Annotated in this window: 12 protein-coding genes; 6 read left to right on the plus strand and 6 right to left on the minus strand. The window is 55.0% G+C overall.

Going from position 1 to position 21062, the window contains the following annotated elements; translation table 11 throughout:
* The first annotated feature begins 168 nt into the window (after positions 1-168).
* Positions 169-1662, plus strand: a complete 1494-nt coding sequence (locus HY962_00800; protein MBI5645441.1) for a NapC/NirT family cytochrome c — start codon at positions 169-171, stop codon at positions 1660-1662.
* 19 nt (positions 1663-1681) lie between these two features.
* Here the strand turns inward: HY962_00800 and HY962_00805 are convergent, their stop codons facing one another.
* From HY962_00805 to uvrA, 3 genes are read right to left on the minus strand one after another with little or no spacing between them, the layout of a single operon-like run.
* A complete protein-coding gene (locus tag HY962_00805; protein MBI5645442.1) occupies positions 1682-2254 on the minus strand; it encodes a flavin reductase in 573 nt (190 codons plus the stop codon).
* Positions 2251-2637 (minus strand): hypothetical protein, encoded by a 387-nt coding sequence (locus HY962_00810; GenBank protein MBI5645443.1) that lies wholly within the window; start codon positions 2635-2637, stop codon positions 2251-2253. Before HY962_00810 ends, HY962_00805 begins: the two co-directional genes overlap by 4 nt.
* A 6-nt stretch (positions 2638-2643) precedes the next feature.
* Positions 2644-5499, minus strand: coding sequence for an excinuclease ABC subunit UvrA (gene uvrA / locus HY962_00815; protein MBI5645444.1), 2856 nt, complete (start codon positions 5497-5499; stop codon positions 2644-2646).
* A gap of 150 nt (positions 5500-5649) precedes the next feature.
* On the opposite strand from uvrA, the gene HY962_00820 reads away from it, so the two are divergent.
* A complete protein-coding gene (locus HY962_00820; protein ID MBI5645445.1) occupies positions 5650-6039 on the plus strand; it encodes a hypothetical protein in 390 nt (129 codons plus the stop codon).
* 4 nt (positions 6040-6043) lie between these two features.
* Here HY962_00820 and HY962_00825 read toward each other — a convergent pair whose 3' ends face one another.
* Both HY962_00825 and HY962_00830 read right to left on the minus strand, forming a co-directional pair.
* The gene (locus HY962_00825; GenBank protein ID MBI5645446.1) at positions 6044-6529 is read right to left on the minus strand and encodes an SRPBCC family protein; all 486 of its coding nucleotides are present in this window, start codon (positions 6527-6529) and stop codon (positions 6044-6046) included.
* Positions 6530-6575: 46 nt separating this feature from the next.
* Complete coding sequence (locus tag HY962_00830) at positions 6576-7295, minus strand: PIG-L family deacetylase (protein MBI5645447.1); 720 nt, start codon at positions 7293-7295, stop codon at positions 6576-6578.
* A 124-nt stretch (positions 7296-7419) separates the two neighbouring features.
* On the opposite strand from HY962_00830, the gene HY962_00835 reads away from it, so the two are divergent.
* The 3 genes from HY962_00835 (at position 7420) to HY962_00845 (ending at position 17947) form a co-directional block, all read left to right on the plus strand.
* Positions 7420-13827: an SBBP repeat-containing protein gene (locus HY962_00835; GenBank protein ID MBI5645448.1), complete on the plus strand. Its 6408-nt coding sequence runs from the start codon at positions 7420-7422 to the stop codon at positions 13825-13827.
* Positions 13828-14177: 350 nt separating this feature from the next.
* Positions 14178-14630, plus strand: coding sequence for a hypothetical protein (locus tag HY962_00840; protein MBI5645449.1), 453 nt, complete (start codon positions 14178-14180; stop codon positions 14628-14630).
* Between the two features lie 587 nt (positions 14631-15217).
* Entirely contained in the window at positions 15218-17947 is a 2730-nt protein-coding gene (locus tag HY962_00845; protein MBI5645450.1) for a S8 family serine peptidase, read from the plus strand.
* A 127-nt stretch (positions 17948-18074) separates the two neighbouring features.
* Here HY962_00845 and HY962_00850 read toward each other — a convergent pair whose 3' ends face one another.
* Positions 18075-19727 carry a carboxypeptidase regulatory-like domain-containing protein gene (locus tag HY962_00850; GenBank protein ID MBI5645451.1) on the minus strand — a complete coding sequence of 551 codons (1653 nt, stop codon included), beginning with the start codon at positions 19725-19727 and terminating at the stop codon, positions 18075-18077.
* A gap of 265 nt (positions 19728-19992) precedes the next feature.
* Between HY962_00850 and HY962_00855 the strand changes: the two genes are divergently transcribed.
* A complete protein-coding gene (locus tag HY962_00855) occupies positions 19993-21042 on the plus strand; it encodes a hypothetical protein (protein MBI5645452.1) in 1050 nt (349 codons plus the stop codon).
* The last annotated feature ends 20 nt before the right edge of the window (positions 21043-21062 follow it).

Genomic DNA, 21062 nt, shown 5'->3' on the forward strand with positions numbered 1-21062 from the left:
AGGGCTGCAATCCTCCAGAATCCTTTTCTCATAGCCATGCAAAATACACGAAAATTCGTGCCTGGGGAATACCAAAGACTCGTTGCCATAATCGGATATTTTCCCGTATCATTATAGCAGAGCAACAATAACCGACGCACCTCCCACCGCTCACTCGCAGGCCATCACATGCCCCGTCTTCCGAAATCTTTTCAAAATCCATTGAGCTATGTAGGCGCCGGCATCGCTCTCGTGTCACTTTGTTCGACGCTTGTCTTTTTTATCATGGACATTGCCGGCGCCGTGTCGTCGCCGTATTTGGGAATATTTACGTACATGCTTCTCCCCGGAGTCATGATCTTCGGACTTCTGTTGATTCCGCTCGGGGCGATGCTCGAGCGCCGGCGTATGCGCAAAACGGGAGGCGCGGAACGCCGTTTTCTGCATATCGACTTGAACCGGCAGACGCATCGCAACGCCTTTTTGATCTTCGTCGTGGGCACGATGGTGCTCATGATCATTTCGGCGGCGGGAACATACCAGGCGTATAACTACTCCGAATCCGTTGAATTCTGCGGGGAAGTGTGTCATCAGGTGATGAAGCCCGAATACATCGCCTACCAGCACTCGCCACACGCACGAGTGCGATGCGCTGAGTGCCATATCGGAACGGGAGCCGATTGGTTCGTAAAAGCAAAAATTTCGGGGTCATACCAGGTATACTCCGTGCTCTTCAATAAGTACTCGCGCCCGATCGAAACACCCGTGCTCAACCTCCGCCCTGCGAGGGAAACGTGTGAACACTGCCATTGGCCCGAAAAATTCAGCGCGAATCTCGAGATGGCAAAGACCTATTTCCCACTCGATACAACCGCCGCAAAACCGTGGAGCATCGTCCTTCAGTTAAAAATTGGAGGCGGGCACAGTGAACTCGGGCAGGTCAGCGGCATCCATTGGCACATGAGCACAACGCACAAGGTCGAGTATGTCGCGACGGACACAAAGCGACAGGTAATTCCATGGATCCGTTCAACCAATCTTGCAACGGGTAAGGCGCGTGTATTTCGGGCGATTGAAACCCCGATTCCGGACGAGCAGCTTGCACAGCACGAAACACGCGTTATGGACTGCATCGACTGTCACAACAGGCCCGCGCACATTTATCATCCTCCATTCCGCACTCTGAACGATGCGATGGCCCAGAATCGTATACCGGCCACATTGCCCAACATCCGTGCCATCGCCTCGAATGCCCTGACACAGGAATATCAGACCGAGGCCCAGGCGCTTGGCTCCATCGAATCGTTCATCCGCGAAGAGTACCGCTCAAAAGCGCCTGAAGTCTTTGCTTCACGCCAAGCCGATATTGCCCGCGCTGTTGCGGACGTGAGACGCATCTACCTGAGAAATTTTTTCCCGGAGATGCGAGTGAGCTGGAAGCACTATCCGAATAATATCGGCCATATGTACAACGAGGGCTGCTTCCGCTGTCACGACAACCAGCATGCAACCGAGTCCGGAGAAATTCTTACGAACGACTGCAACATCTGCCACAAGATCGTCGCCCAAGGGCCGCAAGGAGCAATGCGCAGCGATTTTAATGGCATGCCGTTTATACATCCGTCCGACATCGACGGCGCGGAAACCAAGGTCAAATGTACGGAGTGCCATATCGGGGAGTGACCCCCCGGCATTATGGGAGTCAATCCCTCAAGCGCTTGATCAGAGCCCTGTCTCGCTCTCCATCGAGTTGGTGTTTTCTTTCGAGCAGCGCACGGATATCCTCGCTCTGCCTCGCAAAAGCCTCGCGCTTTCGAAGCGGCCGCATACCAGGATGCGCCTGTTGTTCGACAACATCTGCCACATACACCATACGGTCGCCTGCATCGATCGAGGCGGCTATCACGCATTCAGCCCACCCGCAGGTGCCGGGGAGAACCGGCAAGCCGCTGGACGTGCGCTCAAGAAGCATACTGTGAAGTTTGTCTATTTCACGTCCTGAGACCAGACCGAATAGTGGTACGAATTCTGATTGGTCGATTGAGAGCATGTTGAGGACGAATCGTCCGCTGCGTTCTATCAATTCGTGAGTCATGTTCATCGGAGATAATACGGCCACGACTCTGGGTGATTCGGGAACGAGGGTTGCGGGCATTATCCATGTTGCGATCTGGCCGTTTTCTCGAGAACCATCCCGCGCTGTAACGACGTACAACTCGTGATCGGTCATCGAGAATATCGACGAAGGATTCGCCGCATTGAGGGAGTCGCTCATGCGATCTCGAGCGGGAAGTCCGCACCGGCCGCTGAGGAAATCGCAGCGGAGATATCAGCGAGGAGAACCGTCTCGCTGCCCACTGCATACCAATCCTCTTCGGTTTCGTTGTAGTAGTAATGAGTAGGGCTCTCGGAGCACCGCAATGTGATCCGCTGAAACTCGTCGTTGCGGTCGAGGAGTATCTCACTTCCGTCTTCAAACATGATGCGCAGTCCGGCCTCCACGACGCGGGCCTCGATGCCATCAGCCGGCAACCGGCCGATGGCAGTTTCTATTCGTTCAAAATATTCAGAGCTAAGAATCCGAAATTCGTGTGTATCCATCGAGCGTCGTACCTGCTGTTGGGTGATGAGAAATAAAATAATGCGGATCAGCCCCACTGCATATCAGGGCAGCAGTGGTTTCAAATACCGTCCTGTGTGGCTTTCCTTTCGCGCGGCGACTTGTTCCGGCGTGCCTTCTGCGATTATCGCACCGCCGGCGTCGCCACCCTCGGGCCCCAGATCGATGATCCAGTCGGCACATTTGATCACATCCAGATTATGTTCGATGATGATAACGCTGTGACCGGCGGAAATCAGAGCGTCGAAGCAGGAAATGAGTTTCCGGATGTCATCAAAATGCAGGCCGGTGGTTGGTTCGTCGAAGATGAAGAGCGTGTGTTCATCACTGCGGGTGGACAGGTGAAGCGCCAACTTCAGTCGCTGGGCCTCGCCGCCCGAAAGTGTTGTCGCGGGCTGTCCGAGTTTCATGTACCCGAGTCCCACGTCATCCAGCACACGCAGACGATTGACCACGCGCGGGGTCTTATCGAAGAAGGCCAGAGCGCTCGTGACAGTCATGTCGAGCACATCGACGACGCTTTTCCCGTGATACTGCACATCCAGGATTTCTTTCTTGAACCGTGTTCCTTTGCAGGCCTCGCACTGGAGGTATAAGTCGGCCATGAATTGCATCTCGACCTTGATGACACCGTCGCCCTCGCACACATCGCAGCGTCCTCCCGGGACGTTAAATGAGAATGCCCCTGGGCCGAAGCCACGGAGTCGCGCGGCCGGTGTGTTTGCATACAACTCGCGAATTACATCAAAGGCCTTGATGTAGGTTATCGGATTCGACCGGGGGGTTCGGCCGATGGGTGATTGATCCACCATCTCGACGTGTTTGATTTTCTTTCCACCCGAGAAACCTGAGAAGGCACCCACCTCCTCATCCGCCATACCTTCCAGCTCCTTGCGCAGGCCCGCAAAGAGTACATCGTGGATGAGCGTGCTTTTCCCCGATCCGCTAACACCGGTAACGCAGGCAAACACACCGAGAGGAATACGGACGTCCATGCCCTTGAGATTATTTTGACATGGTGCCTGGATCACAAGCTCGGAGGTGTGCTTGCGTCGTTTCGAGGGAGCCGAAATGGATAGTCGACCGCTGAGATATTTGCCGGTCAGGGATTCTTTGTGCCGCATAAGCTCCTGTACCGTACCGACGGCCACAACCTCACCGCCACGTTCGCCGGCGTGCGGCCCCATGTCGACAACAAGATCGGCGACGCGCATCATCTCCTCGTCATGCTCCACAACAAGAACCGAGTTGCCGCTATCGCGCAGCGTCTGCAGTATCTTGATGAGGCGCGTGTTGTCGCGCGGGTGAAGGCCGATGGTCGGTTCGTCGAGGACATACAGCGTGCCGACGAGAGCTGAGCCGAGAGAGGAGGCGATGTTGATGCGCTGCGACTCCCCACCGGACAACGTGTGCGAGAGTCTGTCGAGCGTCAGATATCCGAGACCGATATCAAAGAGAATTCGGAGCCGTTTTCGAATTTCTGCGACGATCCGCTCTGCAACACCGAGTTCGAAGTCTGAAAATTGTACCTTCGAGAAAAAGTTGTGCAATTCGCTGATCGTCGAACGAACCATGTCGCCGAGTGTGCGGCCCGATACATGCACAGCCATTGCCTCCGGCCGCAGACGCGATCCGCCGCAGCTTTCACACGTCGTATATCCGCGATATCTGGCGGCGAGAATACGGTAATGCATTTTGTAGCTCTTCTCCTCGACCATTGAGAAGAAGCCTTTGACGCCGTTGAATCCTTTCGTTCCGTTCCAAATCACATCTCGTTGCGCCTTTGTCAATTGCTTATACGGCACATCGAGGGGCACCGCGACGCTGGCTGCGACTTTTTCGAGATCCCGGTAGTGTTTGCTGTGTTTGGGTGTGGTCCACGGCTGTACCGCTCCCTCGGCGAGCGTGCGCGTCGGATTCGGAACAACGAGGTTGGGATCGATACCGGTCGTGCGTCCGAAACCCTGGCAGGTGGGACATGCACCGGCGGGATTGTTGAACGAGAATATGCGTGGTTCCGGCTCGATGTACCGCGCGTGGCATACGGAGCATTCATATGCAGCACTGAACTTCCACTCGTCGCCTGTGTCGAGTACGCGGATCCGTACATATCCGTCACCTTCGTTGAACGCGGTTTCGAGTGAATCAGAAAAGCGGCCCGTTTCGCCGTCGGGTCGCCATACAAGGCGGTCGACCAGAACGAACACCTCGTCTTTCCTGGCGTCGATGGTCTCTACATCCTCTAGATTCAGGATTGAGTCGCCCACGACGATACGCACAAATCCCTGCTTGCGAAGGTTGTCGAGTTCCTCCTCCATTGAGTGTCCTTCGTGTGCATGCATTGGGAAAAGGACGAGCAGTCGCGCCCCTTCGGGCAGCGTCTGTAACTTTTCCATTACAGTGCGCACGGAATCATGCTGCACCAGCGTGCCGTCGTTAAGACAGTAGGTTTTGCCGATGCGCGCGAATAGCAGCCGGAGATAGTCGTAGAGTTCCGTGCTTGTGCCAACGGTCGAACGTGGATTGCGGCTGCTTGTCTTCTGCTCAATCGCGATGGCCGGAGCGATTCCCTGGATGAGATCCACATCCGGCTTGTTCATGCGTTCGAGAAACTGCCGCGCGTACGCTGAAAGGCTCTCAACATACCGGCGCTGGCCCTCAGCGTAAATCGTGTCGAAGGCGAGACTTGATTTGCCGGATCCGCTGACTCCCGTTATCACAACGAGTGAATTGCGAGGGAGATCAAGCGATATGTTTTTCAGGTTGTTGACACGTGCACCGCGGATAATGAGATCGGACCTCGACAATGCCGATTGTGTCCGGGGCTTCCCGGCGCCGCTTTTCGACGCACCACGGGTGCCGGCGGCTGACGCCGCATGTGTTTTCGCTCGAGCTGCCATGAATGTATAGATGCCCGCGTAACGAGACAGTAAATAGTGGTCAAACAAAAAAAGTACAAGCCGGACTGTGGAATAACAAACATCTCCGTACTATTGTGCCTGACGCACGAGATGGTTGCGAGGAATGGCTCATTAACACTCGATCACCCCATGTATCAAAAGTACCTTCTCGGATGGTTTGGCATAATGGTCCTTGCCATTCTCAATGGATCTATCAGGGAGATGGTGTACCTGCATAAAGCCGGGTATATCGCCGCACATCAGATTTCCACCACACTGCTCCTTATCCTGATCTCAGTGGGCCTGTGGATTCTCACCGGCCGATGGCGCCTCGAGACCGCACGATCAGCATGGACGGTGGGACTGCTATGGTTCGGACTCACCCTTACCTTTGAATTCGGGTTCGGCCGATATATAGCGGGACGACCGTGGGAACACCTTCTCTTCGAATACAATCTCGCCGCCGGTCGGATCTGGGTCCTCGTTCCATTGTGGATGTTATTCGCCCCTCCCATCATGCGCAGATTGCGCATACGCTGAGAGTTCAGAGACGCACCGACCATGGGCACTGCTCGGCCGCGACTTTGAACAGACGAATCACTCTCGTTTGACGATACTCAAAGATCCGCCTTAGCTGCGCGCGCACAAGCGGGTGCGCGGGCGCGCTGAAGGGCCACAATGGGAGCGCGTAGTGAACAGTATCTCGGATTTGCGTGCCACCTGCTATCTCCTCGAACTGGTGTTCGTGATGCCAGAGGGCATACGGGCCTTGCAACTGTTCATCCACAAAACTTCGAGGCGGATCCCAGCACGAAATACGCGAACGCCAGCGGAAACGAATGCCGAACAATCCGAGTGTGTACTGGATCTCCGTACCCTCGATTATGTTGATCATGCCTTGTGACTCGACGCGAAAGCGTAATTCCGGCGGCGTGATGGCTTCGAGATTGCGCGCGTCAGAAAAAAAGATAAATACATCCTGTATAGGCAGCGGAATGTCGATCTGCGCGTGAATTGTACGAATATTCATGGCACATCAACGCTTCCTGCGAGAAAAAGGTGCCGTCGGTATCGTACTAGCTCTCCAGATACGCCAGTAAATCATCCAGCGGTGGCGAGAAGCGTTCAGCGAAGAAAGAGAAGTATTCTTCCGCCCAAAACATCCACTCGTCGTAATTGTGATCCTCAACGTCCCTCCGAACGCTGCGGTGCGCAGCGACTGCCGCGCGTTCGACGGATTCCCATTGCCTGACATCGATCACAGCATGGATGCGATTGGAAGGGAATCCATACAGCTTACGCGGCCAGTGCGCTGTCCGATCAGTTGGCAAGCCGCAGAAGGCAAGTCGTTTTGGGCGAGAAGACGTATCGCGAAGAGACAGGAAGACCCGTTTCACAACGTGGTGGACTGTGATATGATCGGGATGTACTGAGGAACCCTGCACGTCGAAGGTCACTACAAGGTCGGGGTCGATACCCGACATGACGCGGCCGATGTCCCTTTCCAGCAGGCGGGGATCCAGATCCCGCAGCCCGCCATCGGGAAATCTCCCCTGAACAACCTCCCGGATTCCGAGAATTCGTGATGCATCACGCACCTCCTTTTCTCGAAGGTCCGCGATTTCGTCGGGAGTAATGCCGAGCAAGGCGGCGTTTCGACTTGACTCACCTCGCGTCAACGTATGCAGATATACATCAGCATCACCGGAATGCGCATACCGAGCGATCGTTCCTCCGGTAAGAAAGGATTCATCGTCTGGATGCGGGTAAACGAAAAGGATGCTTTTGCGTGCCATTCTTCTAGAGATAAATTCGCGAACTCTATGGAAAATAAGCAACAAAAGGTGTATTATAATGCAACTATCAGACAATCTCCTCTATGCCATTACTTTCTAGACACATTTACAAGCGGGAGACCGTATGAACCGTTTGCTCCGCTGTTCCTGCATTTTGCCGGCTCTTTTGGTGATGCTTCTTGGTGTCACTGTTGCCTCGGCTGCCCCGTCATTTTCCGGAAAGTTCACCCGTTCTTCCGGCAAACAGACAACAACTCGTGGTGCTGCGATGCGACCCGGCGACCTGATACCGGACGGCACCTCGCCTGCTTTTATCGGTGGTTTTCTTGAAAACCGCGGACAGATTTTCGACTCCGACGGAGCACAGCGCAGAGACGTGCTGTACACGGCGGGCGAGGGCGCAATGCGTGCCTTTTTTACAAAGGACCGTGTCAGCTATGTCTTCACCCGCTTTGAAGCCGAGCCTGCCGGTGCTTCCGAGTCAGAAGAGAATCTCAAGATTACCAGACCGGGCGCGGGGAAAGCCACGAGTTACCGCATGGATCTCGAGATCGTCGGCGCGAATCCTGCCTGTGCCGTTCGAGGCGAAAACGAAGAACCGTTAGCTGTGCGCTTCTACAACGGCACGGCATCGTTCGAGGCGCGCTCTTTCGGCATTCTCGTGTACGAAAATGTTTATCCAAGCATCGATCTTGCGTTTCGTTTCGATGAGGGACGGATCAAATACGAGTTCCGCGTTCGACCCGGCGGGAAGATCTCGGATATTCGGCTCCGCTATACCGGCGCGGAACAGCTCGGGCTCGAACCCGACGGCGCCCTCAAAGCGGCGTGTCCCCTCGGCGAGATCCGCGATGCCGCGCCCGTCTCATATCAGACAACATCATCCGATTATATCCCACCCGCTGGAGCACCGGCACTGCGAAGCAGTTTCCTGCTGGAGAACAACGAGATGACATTCGATATCGCACAGCACGATGCATCGACGGCGCTTGTCATCGATCCCTCCGTGCAATGGTCAACGTATTACGGTGGTGGAAATGTAGACCATGGCACGGGCATCAGTTCCGATCCTTCAGGGAATGTCTATGTCGCCGGATATACGTACAGCACAAACCTTCCTGTTACAGCAGGAGCATTGCAGACTTCAAATGCCGGCAATTACGACGCGTTTATTGTGAAGTTCAATGCACTCGGCACGCGTCAATGGGCTACGTACATTGGGGGAGCACTCAATGACTTTGCTCTTGGAATCGCCAATGATGCGGCGGGCAACATCGCGATTACTGGTGAAACCAACAGTCAGAACTACCCGAACACAGGCGCATTTCAATCATTCTTAGCGGGCGCAACCGATGCGTTCCTGACCCGGTTGAATTCTGCTGGTGTGCTGCAGTGGTCCACGTACCTCGGTGGTGCCGGTGATGAGACCGGTTTCGGTGTTGCCTTCGACGGCGCAGGGAACGTCGCAATCACAGGCGAAACGAGCAGCGTAAATTTCCCCGTGTCCTCAGCGGCGTTTCAGCCCTCGCTCGCAGGTGTCGACGATGCCTTTGTGGGCGTCTTCACACCGGGTGGCCTGCGCCAGTGGCTCACATATTATGGCGGCACTTTCGGAGATATTGCGAAGGGTGTCACGTATGACGCGGCTGGGAACATCCTCGTCACCGGCGGCACGGCGAGTTCGAATTTTCCCATCACTGCGGGCGCTTTCCAAGGCGCTCAACGCGGTGCCGGCGATGCCTTCATCGTAAAAATGTCTGGGGGAGGAGCACGGATCTGGGCCACGTATGTTGGCGGATCAAATTATGATCTCGCGGGCGGGATTGCATCCGATGACTCCTCTCGCGCAATAATTGTCGGGCAGACTGAAAGCAACGATCTTTCGGTGGGTGTTGGCGCATATCGAGGTTTTCGTTCAGGAGGCGACGAGGCTTTCCTGTTTGTTTTTAATGCAAATGGCGCCAGGGAATGGGCCACGTATTACGGAGGCAATCTCGATGACGTGGCCAATGCGGTCGACGCCGATAAACACGGAAATATTACGTTTGTTGGAACGACGTACAGCGGAAACTTCCCCGTGTCTCCTTCCACGATTCAGGGAAGTCGAAATGGAACGTCCGATGCGTTCGCCGTCAAATTTTCGCGCATCGGCGGTCGTCTCTGGGCAACATATTTTGGCGGTGGCGGTGACGATGCGGCCAATGCAGTCGCCATGCAGGCCAGTGGTAATGCGCTACTGACAGGGTGGACTGGCAGTACAAATTTCCCGATTCTTTCGGGGTATCAACTCTCGTATGCCGGCGGTATCGATGCGTTCGCCACAAAAATTTGTGATGTGAAACCTATCATCACACCCTCGGGCCCCACAAACCTCTGTGCCGGTGGCACTGTTGTGCTGGATGCAGGCGACGGGTATTCCGTGTACTCCTGGTCGACCGGTGCCTCTACACGCACGATTACCGTATCGACGCCCGGACGATATGCAGTCGAGGTTTGGGATGGCATCGGATGTAGCGGCGTGTCGGATTCAATTACTGTCAACGTTGCCCCTCCCCTGCTTGCAGAAGGTGGTCCCAATCAATCGATCTGCTTCGGAAACAGCATACTGATCGGCGGACTCCCGACCGGTGGTGTAGCACCGTATCAGTACCGATGGACGCCGTCCACCGGGCTGAACGACAGCACCATCGCGCGTCCCCTCGCCACTCCTACCTCCACGACGAAATACTACGTCACTGTCACCGACGCGTACAACTGCACGAATCGCGATTCGGTCGTTGTGACAATCTCCCCGAATCCCGCTGTCAATGCTGGCCGGGATACTCTCATCTGTTACGGCTCAAGTGTGGTCATCGGCAATCTCGCTACAGGAGGAACCCCTCCGTACACATATCAATGGTCGCCTTCAACCGGCTTGAATGACGACACACTCGCGCAGCCGACCGCGCAACCCACGAGCACCACCACATATACGGTGACTACAACAGACGCAAATGGCTGCACCGGTATCGATCAGGTGGTTGTCCGAATCGACCGTGTCATCGCTGATGCAGGAGTCAACAAATCCATGTGCGGCGGCGATAGCGTCCTGATTGGCGGCACTCGAAATTTTGGCATCGGAACTCTTTCGTACTCGTGGTCGCCATCAACAGGATTGACTGCCACAAACATCGCGCGCCCACGCGCTTTTCCGGCGGTCACAACCGCGTACACACTCACTGTTACCGACAGTGCGGGCTGTGTCGATACAGATGTTATGGTGGTGTCGGTGTACGGATCGCTCACTGCCTTGGGCGGCCCGGACCGCTCCATCTGCTATGGATCGGCAACAGTCATTGGCGATACCGCCGTCTGTGGAACCGGACCGTATACATATCATTGGAGCCCTCCAACAGGTCTCAACGATACAACCGCTCAACGGCCGACGGCTTCACCACTCACAAACACGACGTATTACCTCCGTGTCACAGACGCGGCACTTAACACCCACAGCGACACGGTTGTCGTGATCGTCGACCCACTTCCGATTGCGCATGCCGGACCAGACACCCTCATATGCGCCGGAACATCCGTGCAGATAGGCGCTGTTGCGACCGGCGGAACTGGTCCGTTTTCCTATTCTTGGTCACCCTCCACTGGTCTGAGTTCGAGTACAGTCGCGACTCCTACTGCCACACCATCGGCAACAACCCGCTACATCGTGCGTGTTAATGACGTCAACGGATGCTCGGACCTTGACACCGTGTTCGTGTCCATCTCGACTTTGGCAGTTAATTCCGGAGCAGATCAAACGATCTGTTTTGGCGACACTGCCCTCATTGGAAATCCAGCAACAGGCGGCTCTCCCGGTTACACATACCTTTGGGTCCCGTCTGCGGGTCTGAGTTCCACCGCCACCGCGCGGCCGAAGGCATCACCGGTCACTACGACGACATATTACCAATTTGCTCAGGACCAACGCGGTTGTATTGTCCTTGATTCGGTTGTTGTTGTCGTCCATCCGCTTCCAATAGCGGAAGCAGGTCCGGGACAGGTCATCTGCCGTTTCGAGGCAACACAAATCGGCGACACCGCACGTGGCGGCCGGCCACCGTATACATACGCATGGACGCCCGCGACCGGACTCAGCTCCACAACAATCATGCGTCCCGTCGCGCGGCCTTTGACCTCGACCCAGTATTATCTCACCGTCACGGATGCGAATGGATGCCGTAGCCGCGATTCTGTCGTTGTACTTGTACGTCCATGGCCGACGGTAAATGCTGGAGCCGACGTGACGATCTGCCGCGGCGACAGCATCCGTATCGGGAGTCTGGCGACTGGTGGTTCCGGTCCTTATCACTATAGATGGACACCCACGAACTATCTGAGTGATTCACTCTCGGCAACTCCCATGGTGCGTCCCTTCTTCCCGACGCGATACACCGTGACCGTCACGGATTCAAATGGCTGCCAGGACACAGACGACATCTTTGTCGGCGTTGAACCGCGGCCAACAGCAACGATAACTGCAAGCGGTCCCGCAACATTCTGTGAAGGCGACAGCATCCGCCTCAGTGTCGATCCCGCGCGTATCTACAGTGGATACGCCTGGTATCGCGATACAACGTTTGTCGACACCGCGCGCGTGATAATTGCGAAGGAGTCGGGTTTGTACCGCGTTCATGTGAACACAACAAACGGCTGCAGTGGCGAAGCTATTCCCGTTCAAGTGGTTGTCATACCACTGCCCCGCCCGCGTATTACCACAAGCGGACCACTTACGTTCTGCGAAGGTGGAAGCGTCACCTTCGAAAGCGACTCCTCCTACCAGTGGACCTTCCTTTGGTCAGACGGTACAATCGGGCGGAAAAAAGTCGTCACAACATCGGGATCGTACTACCTGACCGTAACCGGACCAAATGGGTGTGTCAACACATCTCCAGTCTTTATTGTGACAGTTCATCCTCAGCCGGTTCCAGTCATCAAACCGGAGGGCCCAACCTCATTCTGTGCAGGCGGGCGCGTTGTGCTCGATGCCGACCAGGCGGGCGTCTTCACGAGTTACCTCTGGTCAAACGGTGCGCGTACACGCAAGATTACGGTCACTCAGTCGGGCACGTATTCAGTAACCGTTGCCAATAGTGAAGGTTGTCTTGGAACGTCACCCGCGGTACCGGTTCAGGTTAATCCCATTCCAGTGCCGGTGATTACAACTTCGAGCGGCAACCTGACATTCTGTGAAGGCGGGAGTGTCACACTGGAGGCACCTGTTGGTTATTCGAGCTATCTCTGGTCGAACGGTGCGAATACGCGCACAACCACCGTGGACCAGGCGGGAACATACACCGTCACCGTGGTATCAAATACCGGCTGTCAGGGTACCTCGACACCCGTTACAGTAACGGTCCGACCACTCCCCAGGCCCGTTGTAACAGCTTTGGGACCGACGTCGTTCTGCGCCGGCGACAGTGTTACACTTGATGCGGGAGCTGGATATACGTCTTACCAGTGGTCGAATGGCCGACGGACTCGTAGCATCAGCGTCAAAACCGCCGGAACATTCTCCGTAACGGTCACTGATGCAAATGGGTGCAGAGGCACATCGGGACAAACAGACATTACTGTGTACGCAAATCCCTCCCCCGTCATTACTGCGTATGGTGCTTTGTCCTTCTGTCCCGGCGATAGCGTTGTGCTCGATGCCGGGTCGGGCTACGCCAGTTACCAATGGAGTAATGGTGAGTCCACCTCCCGCATCGTCGTGAAGACATCCGGCACCTTTACTGTGACCGTGACCAACGCAACGAATTGCATCGGCACCTCCGCACCTGTGACGGTCACCAGGTACCAGACGCCGGCACCACAGATCAGTGCGAATGGACCACTCAGTTTTTGCGAGGGTGGAAGCGTCCAACTCGACGCTGGCAGCGGTTGGTCTCGATATCTCTGGTCCACAGGTGCGACAACACGCCGCATCACAGTTTCTCAAAGCGGTCTATACAACGTCCGTGTCACAAACTCAAACGGGTGCAACGGCGAATCACCCGTGCTCACAATTACCGTGAAGCCGAATCCACTTATTCCGCTAATAACTCAGAGTGGCAACACGATTGTTTCGACTCCCGCCACGCGCTACCAGTGGAATTTCTCGGGTGCACCAATTGCCGGCGCAACTCAACGGACGTACAATCCGCCTCGTAATGGGCAATATACTGTGACAGTCTGGAATGCCGACAGTTGCTCGAGCACCTCGGCACCCTTCGATTTCCGAGCCGTGGGAATCTTTGAGGATGAAAAACCTGTTGCAGGCTTCTCGGTCTATCCTGATCCGAGCCATGGCCTTGTAACGGTGGATCTCCGCCTCGACACACCAGCCGCGGTTCGCCTCGTGCTAATGGACATGCTCGGGCGCATCGTGTACGATCAGAACGAAGACCAGACAATGGCGATTCTGCAGAAGCTCGACATACAGAAATTACCTGACGGTCTGTACTTCCTTCATGTAACCGCAGGGAAACAAACTCTCATGAGAAAACTCCTCAAGCAGTAATCCTCCGACTTTACCGAAATACCTCAGAAAAAACCCCGCCGCAAGGCGGGGTTTTTTCTTCTATTTCGGGATTTCAGGGGAATGAAAGCACACATGAGGGCTAATTCTGCAAATATATTTTAAAAAATGGTGCGCGGCCGTTTTGAGGGAGAATAAAATTTGCACCTCGTAATAGTGTAAAAACCACTGATATTGCGCTAATTTCGTTCTGGCCCAAGATTTACCACGCGTCGATTGCAATAATTGCACTCTCATGTCGCTATTACGTTGATACTGTGAAGAAAAATCACATTTTTTGTTATACGGATTCGCACATTCTCGCAAAACATAACGGATAGAAGGAGAACTCTATGTTTCATTGCCGCACTGTGATGTTCGTGCTTGTTTACGTCTCCCTGGCGCTACCGATATTGCAGACGGATGCGTTTGGGCAGAACACGAATCCGGGATCAACGCTCTTTCGAGCGATCAATTGCCAAGTGATGAGTCCTGATGGCTCTCGTATTCCGGTGTTCGCGTATCGGAATATGAGTAACGCCGAGGAAGTAATCTTGATAGCGAAGTCAGCAGATCACGCTCTGTTGGTAAACCTCAAGTCGAAAAAGGCATATAAGGTTTCGAAACCGCTCCTCGGATCTAATGCCGTGAACGTCTCCAACGATCGTCCCGCAGTGAGCGGGAACATTGGTTTTATGTCGCGCAATGTGCCGGGCAAAAAAGGACTCACCGAAATTATCGTCCACTTCCAGGACGAATCCTGTTTCCTTTGCGGGCCGCAACAATTCGCCGCAATATGGGATTAAAATGATGTGGTCGCCCGCCTGGCCAGGGCACGGCCGGGTACCGTCGTCCGACGGTCCTCGGCGGCAGAAGCCGGAGCAACGCTCCGGCTTCTTTTTTCGTTTCAAGGCACGGCTGTCGGACGCCTCGCGTCAGGCGCAACGTCTTAGTTGTGACTTCCCCGATTGATGTCACGGGTTCTAGCATCATGGGTTCATCCTAGAAGCGAGAACTTGCCGCCGCACCTGATGCGCAAGATGTACGAGGAGGCGAATTTTCCTATCTTCTATTTTTGAATCCTGATCCTCAACCAGCCAAAGAGTATTCCATGCGCGTATCGTTCTTCGTACTGGCCGCAATTCTCGCCATGATCGTTCTTGCACCGACCGAGATGCTTGCGGGAACACCCGAGAAACCCACTCGCCCGGATCGCGGGCAAGGTTCAATTCAGGTAGCGCAAGGATTGCTGTTCCTTTCGTTTGTAGAAGGTGCCGGCGTACGCGTTACCGGAACGAATACGGGCTTGTCCGCTGTGGATGGCATCCTCACGCGAATACGTGTTAGAAGTGTCGAGACCCTCTTCGCACCAGCACCTCTTAGGAAAGCCCCGTTGAGCCCGCAGGAAGCCGCTCTGGCGCGAACCGTGAAAATCCGCTTTGATGCGGAGGACGATCCGCGCGCAGTGTCGAAAGAGCTGTCCGCATTGCCCGGAGTTTCATATGCGGAGCCGTACTACATTTACCCGTACCTCCACACCCCCAACGATCCGCGCCTCACGCAGCAATGGGCGGTTACGGTGATGAAGCTGCAGGAAGCATGGGACATTACAACCGGCGACAGCACGATTATCATCGGCGACGTCGACTCCGGAGTGGATTGGACACACCCCGATCTACAGCCAAGCATCTACATCAACAAACGGGAATGGGGCAGCACCGGTGAACTCAGTACCAACGGGATCGATGACGACAACAACGGCAAGGTCGATGATTGGCACGGCTGGGATTTTATTGGAAACGGTTCGGCGCAGAGCCCCAATCCGGACAACAATCCCATGGACGGGGCAATCGGACATGGAACGAACACATCCGGCTGCGCAGGCGCATTGGCGAATAACGGTATCGGTATCGCCGGATCGAGCTACCGTGCAAAGATCCTCGCCGTTAAAGCCGCCGGCGAAAGTACGGCAGGTATCGCAGACGGGTACAACGGAATCCTGTACGCCGCTGATATGGGCTGCAAGATTATCACGTGCAGTTGGGGAGGTACAGGTGCATTCAGCGCAACCTTGCAGAATGTAATCAACTATGCCTGGTCGAAGGGCGCACTCGTTCTTGGATCCTCGGGCAACAACCCGCTGGACAATGATCGCATTCCTCATTGGCCGTCTTCTTTCGATCACGTGGTGAATGTCGGATCGATCGAGTCGAACGGAACAGCCTCGAACTGGTGCACGTATGGCACGTCTGTCCACGTCTATGCCCCCGGTTCAGGAGTGTGGACTACAGCAAAGGGGGGTGGGTACGATAATCCGACTGGCACATCCTTTTCGACGCCTCTCGTAGCCGGCGTCGCGGCACTCATCTTTAGCGTGCACCCGTCATGGACACCAGATCAGGTTGCCAAGCAGTTGCGCGTTACAGCCGACGGATTTGTGAATCCTCCGCAAGCCAAGCGTTTCGGACGCGTCAATGCACTACGCGCGGTTTCGGCCAACAACATGATGGCCGACATACCGGGCATCCAGTTGAAAAATTTCACGGTATCCACCCCATCCGGCACAATGTTCACGCAGCCGGGACAATCAGCAACTGTAACGTTCGACCTGGAAAACGTGTTGGCTCCCACGTCCGCATCCGCCATGGCCATGTTGGAGTTCGACGATACCACCTTCAGCGCCAGCAATTGGAGCGCATCGCTAGGTGCCATCCCGACTTTCGGGACGAAATCTCTCAGCTTCACTATCCGCCTGAGTGACAACCCCTCGGGTTCAGAGGAGTATGTACCCGTCCGATTGAAAATCACAGACGGCGCGTACACGGATTATGTGATGGGGCGCGTCATCGTGTATCTCGATAAGGGATGGCATACCGCGCTGAATGTCAACGCACCTGCATTCAGTTCCATAGATGTAGTGAATAGTCAATCGGTGTGGGCAACGGTCGACGTCGTGCAAAATCAGGTCCCCGTGGCGGATTATTGCTACCGGTACAACATCGACACATGGTACCAGGCGTATGGCACGGGATTCCCCGGTGGTGCGGGCGTATACTGCATACATGGTTTGAATGCCAGCACAGCGCTCATCGGTACGGGGCCAAGAACCGGCGCTGCCGAGATTTGCCGTACCGAGAACGGGGGACAGTCGTGGACCCGTACATCCGTCTCGAACATTACACCTTTTGTTGATGCCATCCATATGTTCGATGCGCGCAACGGCATCTTTGTCGGTGACCCGAAAAATGGAGTGTGGGGCATCGGTACAACTACAGATGGCGGTGCCACTTGGGCTCCGATAAGTCCATCTCTGACAGCCCCTGGAACCGAGGCAGGTTGGAATAATGCGATGGATTTTGTTGGTGATATCGGATGGTTCGGTACCAATAATGGAAAGATCTATAAGACAACAAATCGTGGGGCGACGTGGACGTCGTACCCGACACCCGGCACCCACTCCGTTGATGTGTCTTTCCGCGATGCAAGCACGGGCGCCATCCGTTTCGCGGCTCAAAATGGCGTGGGGATAAACGGCGTGGCGGTAACAACAAATGGGGGCTCCACATGGACGCTCCTGAACACCATACAGCTCGTGGACGGAAGCGGAGCCGTGGTGATGGAACGCGGAGGAAAGAGACTGTGGCTCCTGCACAACAATAATGTCTACGAATCCTCGGATCTCGGAAAGAAATGGACGATGCAGGCACGTCCCTCGGGTATGGCAGTGACAGTATCCGACCAGTGGTCCGGCAATAATGAGACCCACGTGTATGCAGCCGGCTTGAATGTGTTTCGCTTCATCTCCCCTTTTGATCCGGTCACAACGACTGAATCGCTGCCGGAAGCGCTGCCGACCGGCCCGGTGTTTCTCAGCATGTCTCCCAACCCTGTGAATACTCCGCAGGTACACATTCAATTCAGGATCGATGCATCCGATATTACCGAGATCACATTGTATGACTTCGCGGGTCGTCCTGTGCGGAAAGCGTTCCATGCGGTTCTCGATGCAGGGACGCACTCGACAGTGCTTAACATAGACGGACTGGCGGCTGGAGTGTATTACTGCACTTTGAGCAGCGGCCGCTTGTCCGCCACACAGGCCCTCGTACTTCCTGGCCGATAGGCCGCACGCAGAAACACATCGACGCCCGGGATGGATGTAAAGTACCGGGGAGATAACAAACAGAACGACGCGGAGATTCTTCTCCGCGTCGTTCTGTTATTGATACGGGCAGCGATTGCGACAGTGGTTACTGCACAGTCACATCTCCTATGTCTTTGGTCTCTCCGAGCGCAGGAGTTGTCACGTCCAGCGTTTTGGATTTCTGGTTTGCGTAGAAGTGCATTGTCACCGTGACATTCGGTCGGACAGAAACAGTAAATTTACCGTCTGGACCTGTCGGAGTTTCTCTGTTCTGTCCTCCGGACGACCCATTTCCAGACACGACAATGTATGTGTTTGCGATGGGGGCACCCGCACCGTCCACAACGCGGCCGCTGATGTACGCACCGCCGATGTCAACCTTAATGTCACCCACATCGACCGTACCAGGAGTTGTCGGGCAGGTCACCTGCACTGTCTTGCTCTGTTTGGCGGAATCGGCATACCACGCAGCCTCAACCGTATACGTCCTTCCGGCTTCGCCGAAGAAACGGAAGCGACCATCCTGGCTGGTGACGATGTAGTCGATTTGGCGCCCTGAATCATTCTGGAGAATCACCTGCATGTAAGCCAGGGGTTTGCCGCCGTTGTCCACCACGCGACCAATGATGGAACAGAACAACGATGTGTCAACCGGGATGACGATGGTACCGATGTCGGAAGATTGGCCGGTTGGCGGAGTTGGGACATCCTTCGGAGCGCTAGAAACGATGTAGTAATTCGCGACAACACGCGCAGTCGCCGACGATTTCACTGCGAGTTTGAATCGACCCTCTCCATCGGTGACAGTCCTGGATGAACCAGTGTAATCAACGCCAGTATGTTTGACGGTGGCAAAAGAAAGCGGGTTTCCATTACCGTCAACAACTCTGCCTTCGAGATACGATGTCGCGTTCGGCTGATCGCAATTCCAATTGCTGAAATGCGTGACGCTGCCTACATAGTTGTTGCCGACTTTGTTGGCGCTACCCTGTTCGATCCATTGCCCCTTCACTTCGTGATAATACCAAAGGGGAATTGTTTGCGGCGCCCGTGCACGAAGCGCGACTGGGATGGGGAAGGTGATCGTCGAGGGCTTTCCGGCAGCAAGCTGCAGCGGTGCGGTGCCGTTCAAGATTTCGACGTTTACAAAACCGAACGACTCGATACTGGTTTCTGACCCATCAGTTCGAACACCCGCAAACTCGCCTGGAAAACATTCCGTGAATCGGGTCAGCGACGGATCGCACCACGTGGCCTTTACTTGCGCCGTACCGGTGAAAGCAGCACCAGATGCATCCACGAGTGCGTTGGGCTGGAACAGAACCGTTGCACCGCCGTTCATAGTAACCGTACCGCCGTTCGCCGCATTCAACGTTGACCTCACTCCGACGGTTTGCATAGCCGCATCAAGCCACGTGGCACGACCCTTGACTACAGGCGTGATTTTCTGCGTGGTGACAAAGGCGTCATTGCGGAAGTTGACAAGAACTCGTGTCCCCGCAGGCACTTGGTCGAGAAAATACTCGCCCTTGGAATTCGTGTAGGTTGACCGGGTTCCGACCCGGACTTCGACCCCCGATAGTGGTGAACCCGACATCGTGAGAACCTTTCCGGTTACAACACCAACGCCTGTACTACCGCCGGTACCTTGGCTCAGGTCGCCGGTTGGACCCGTAGTTGTCTGACAGGCCGAAAGCACCGTCAAGACGGTTAACGCCATTGCCAAAACAATTCGTCGAGTACCAAGTGATTTTCTCATTATGTCCTCGTGTGGTGATGGGATGGAAAGTACGGAAGATTCTGGAACTATCGATCAAAAACACCCGTGGATCGGCGCGCACGTATCGAGTACAATGCTGGCTCCAAAAGAGTGATGACATTGCATCGGAGGAGATCCTGACAGCAGCAAGCGGGAATCATCGGGCCGCCGATAAGAATGACACTGCAACTCCTGCTTTGTTTCGCTGTGTTGGCGGATTTCTTGCATCAACGCCCAATTCCTTGTAGACTCCGCGTGATGTCCCATGAATCGCCTCAGCCCTCAATATCTGCTTCGAATGCTGCTCGTCATCACCGCGTGCTTGGTTGCGGGTTGCGGCGCTGATGCGCCAGTGACTGTGCCTGCCATCTATTATTGGAGAACGGAATTCGCACCTGATTCGCTCACAAGGGTTCATCTTGAGGTAAACGGCATCAGGGTGCTCTATGTACGTTTCTTCGATGTCGAGTGGAGTGAGGCCGGTGGACAGCCGATGCCGACCGGACAGATCCATTTCTCCCGCGCCCCGGATGAAGGTTGGATCATCGTCCCAGTTGTCTATATCACCGTGGAGGCCCTGCGCCGTCTTGATCTTGCAGACGTGCCCGACATCGCGAGCAAAGTTCTCTCCCAAGTGGATTCGATTTCTTCCCGTTCCGGAATCAGCTTCAAGGAATTTCAGCTCGACTGCGACTGGACCCCAAGCACACGTGAAAAATTCTTCACATTTGCCTCCATCATACGTGGTCGACTGCACGCGCGCGATGTGCTTCTCTCGGCAACGGTACGACTGCATCAGGTAAAATATCCCGACCGCACAGGCATTCCGCCTGTCGATCGCGGGATGTTGATGTTCTATAACATGGGACGCATCAGCGCTGCGCCTGGCGAGAATTCAATATTCGATGAGGCGATAACGCGCCGATACACGGATTATATCGACACGTATCCGCTTGCACTCGACATCGCGCTGCCCATATTCCATTGGACGCTGCATTTCCGTGGTGGCCACCCCGTTGGGATAATCAACAAGTTTTCCGATGCAGATCTGTCGGCACACCCCGAATTGCTGCGTGGTGAGCATGGCCAGTTCACCGCGGTCCGGCATGTCTGGCTTCATGGTGAATCTGTGTTGCCCGGTGACGTACTCAGATCCGAGGAGGTTCCGCCGGACCTGTGCCTTCGAGCCGCCAAGCTTGCGTCCGCTGAACTCCCTCCCGCTCAGCGCCGAATAGCCCTCTTCGAAGCTGATTCTGTGTATCTTTCGCATTATGAAATCTCAGATATCGACGCGGTATTTCGCGCTTTCAAGTAGCATATTCGTTATCTGCGCGT

The sequence above is a fragment of the Ignavibacteriota bacterium genome, from assembly GCA_016218045.1.
GTDB lineage: Bacteria > Bacteroidota > Ignavibacteria > SZUA-365 > SZUA-365 > JACRFB01.

Excerpts from the sequence above, each read along its gene's own strand:
- HY962_00855 (MBI5645452.1), top strand. The coding sequence starts at position 19,993 with ATGAATCGCCTCAGCCCTCAATATCTGCTTCGAATGCTGCTCGTCATC.
- HY962_00825 (MBI5645446.1), bottom strand. The coding sequence starts at position 6,529 with ATGAATATTCGTACAATTCACGCGCAGATCGACATTCCGCTGCCTATA.
- HY962_00850 (MBI5645451.1), bottom strand. The coding sequence starts at position 19,727 with ATGAGAAAATCACTTGGTACTCGACGAATTGTTTTGGCAATGGCGTTA.
- HY962_00800 (MBI5645441.1), top strand. The coding sequence starts at position 169 with ATGCCCCGTCTTCCGAAATCTTTTCAAAATCCATTGAGCTATGTAGGC.
- uvrA (MBI5645444.1), bottom strand. The coding sequence starts at position 5,499 with ATGGCAGCTCGAGCGAAAACACATGCGGCGTCAGCCGCCGGCACCCGT.
- HY962_00830 (MBI5645447.1), bottom strand. The coding sequence starts at position 7,295 with ATGGCACGCAAAAGCATCCTTTTCGTTTACCCGCATCCAGACGATGAA.
- HY962_00805 (MBI5645442.1), bottom strand. The coding sequence starts at position 2,254 with ATGAGCGACTCCCTCAATGCGGCGAATCCTTCGTCGATATTCTCGATG.
- HY962_00840 (MBI5645449.1), top strand. The coding sequence starts at position 14,178 with ATGTTTCATTGCCGCACTGTGATGTTCGTGCTTGTTTACGTCTCCCTG.
- HY962_00820 (MBI5645445.1), top strand. The coding sequence starts at position 5,650 with ATGTATCAAAAGTACCTTCTCGGATGGTTTGGCATAATGGTCCTTGCC.
- HY962_00835 (MBI5645448.1), top strand. The coding sequence starts at position 7,420 with ATGAACCGTTTGCTCCGCTGTTCCTGCATTTTGCCGGCTCTTTTGGTG.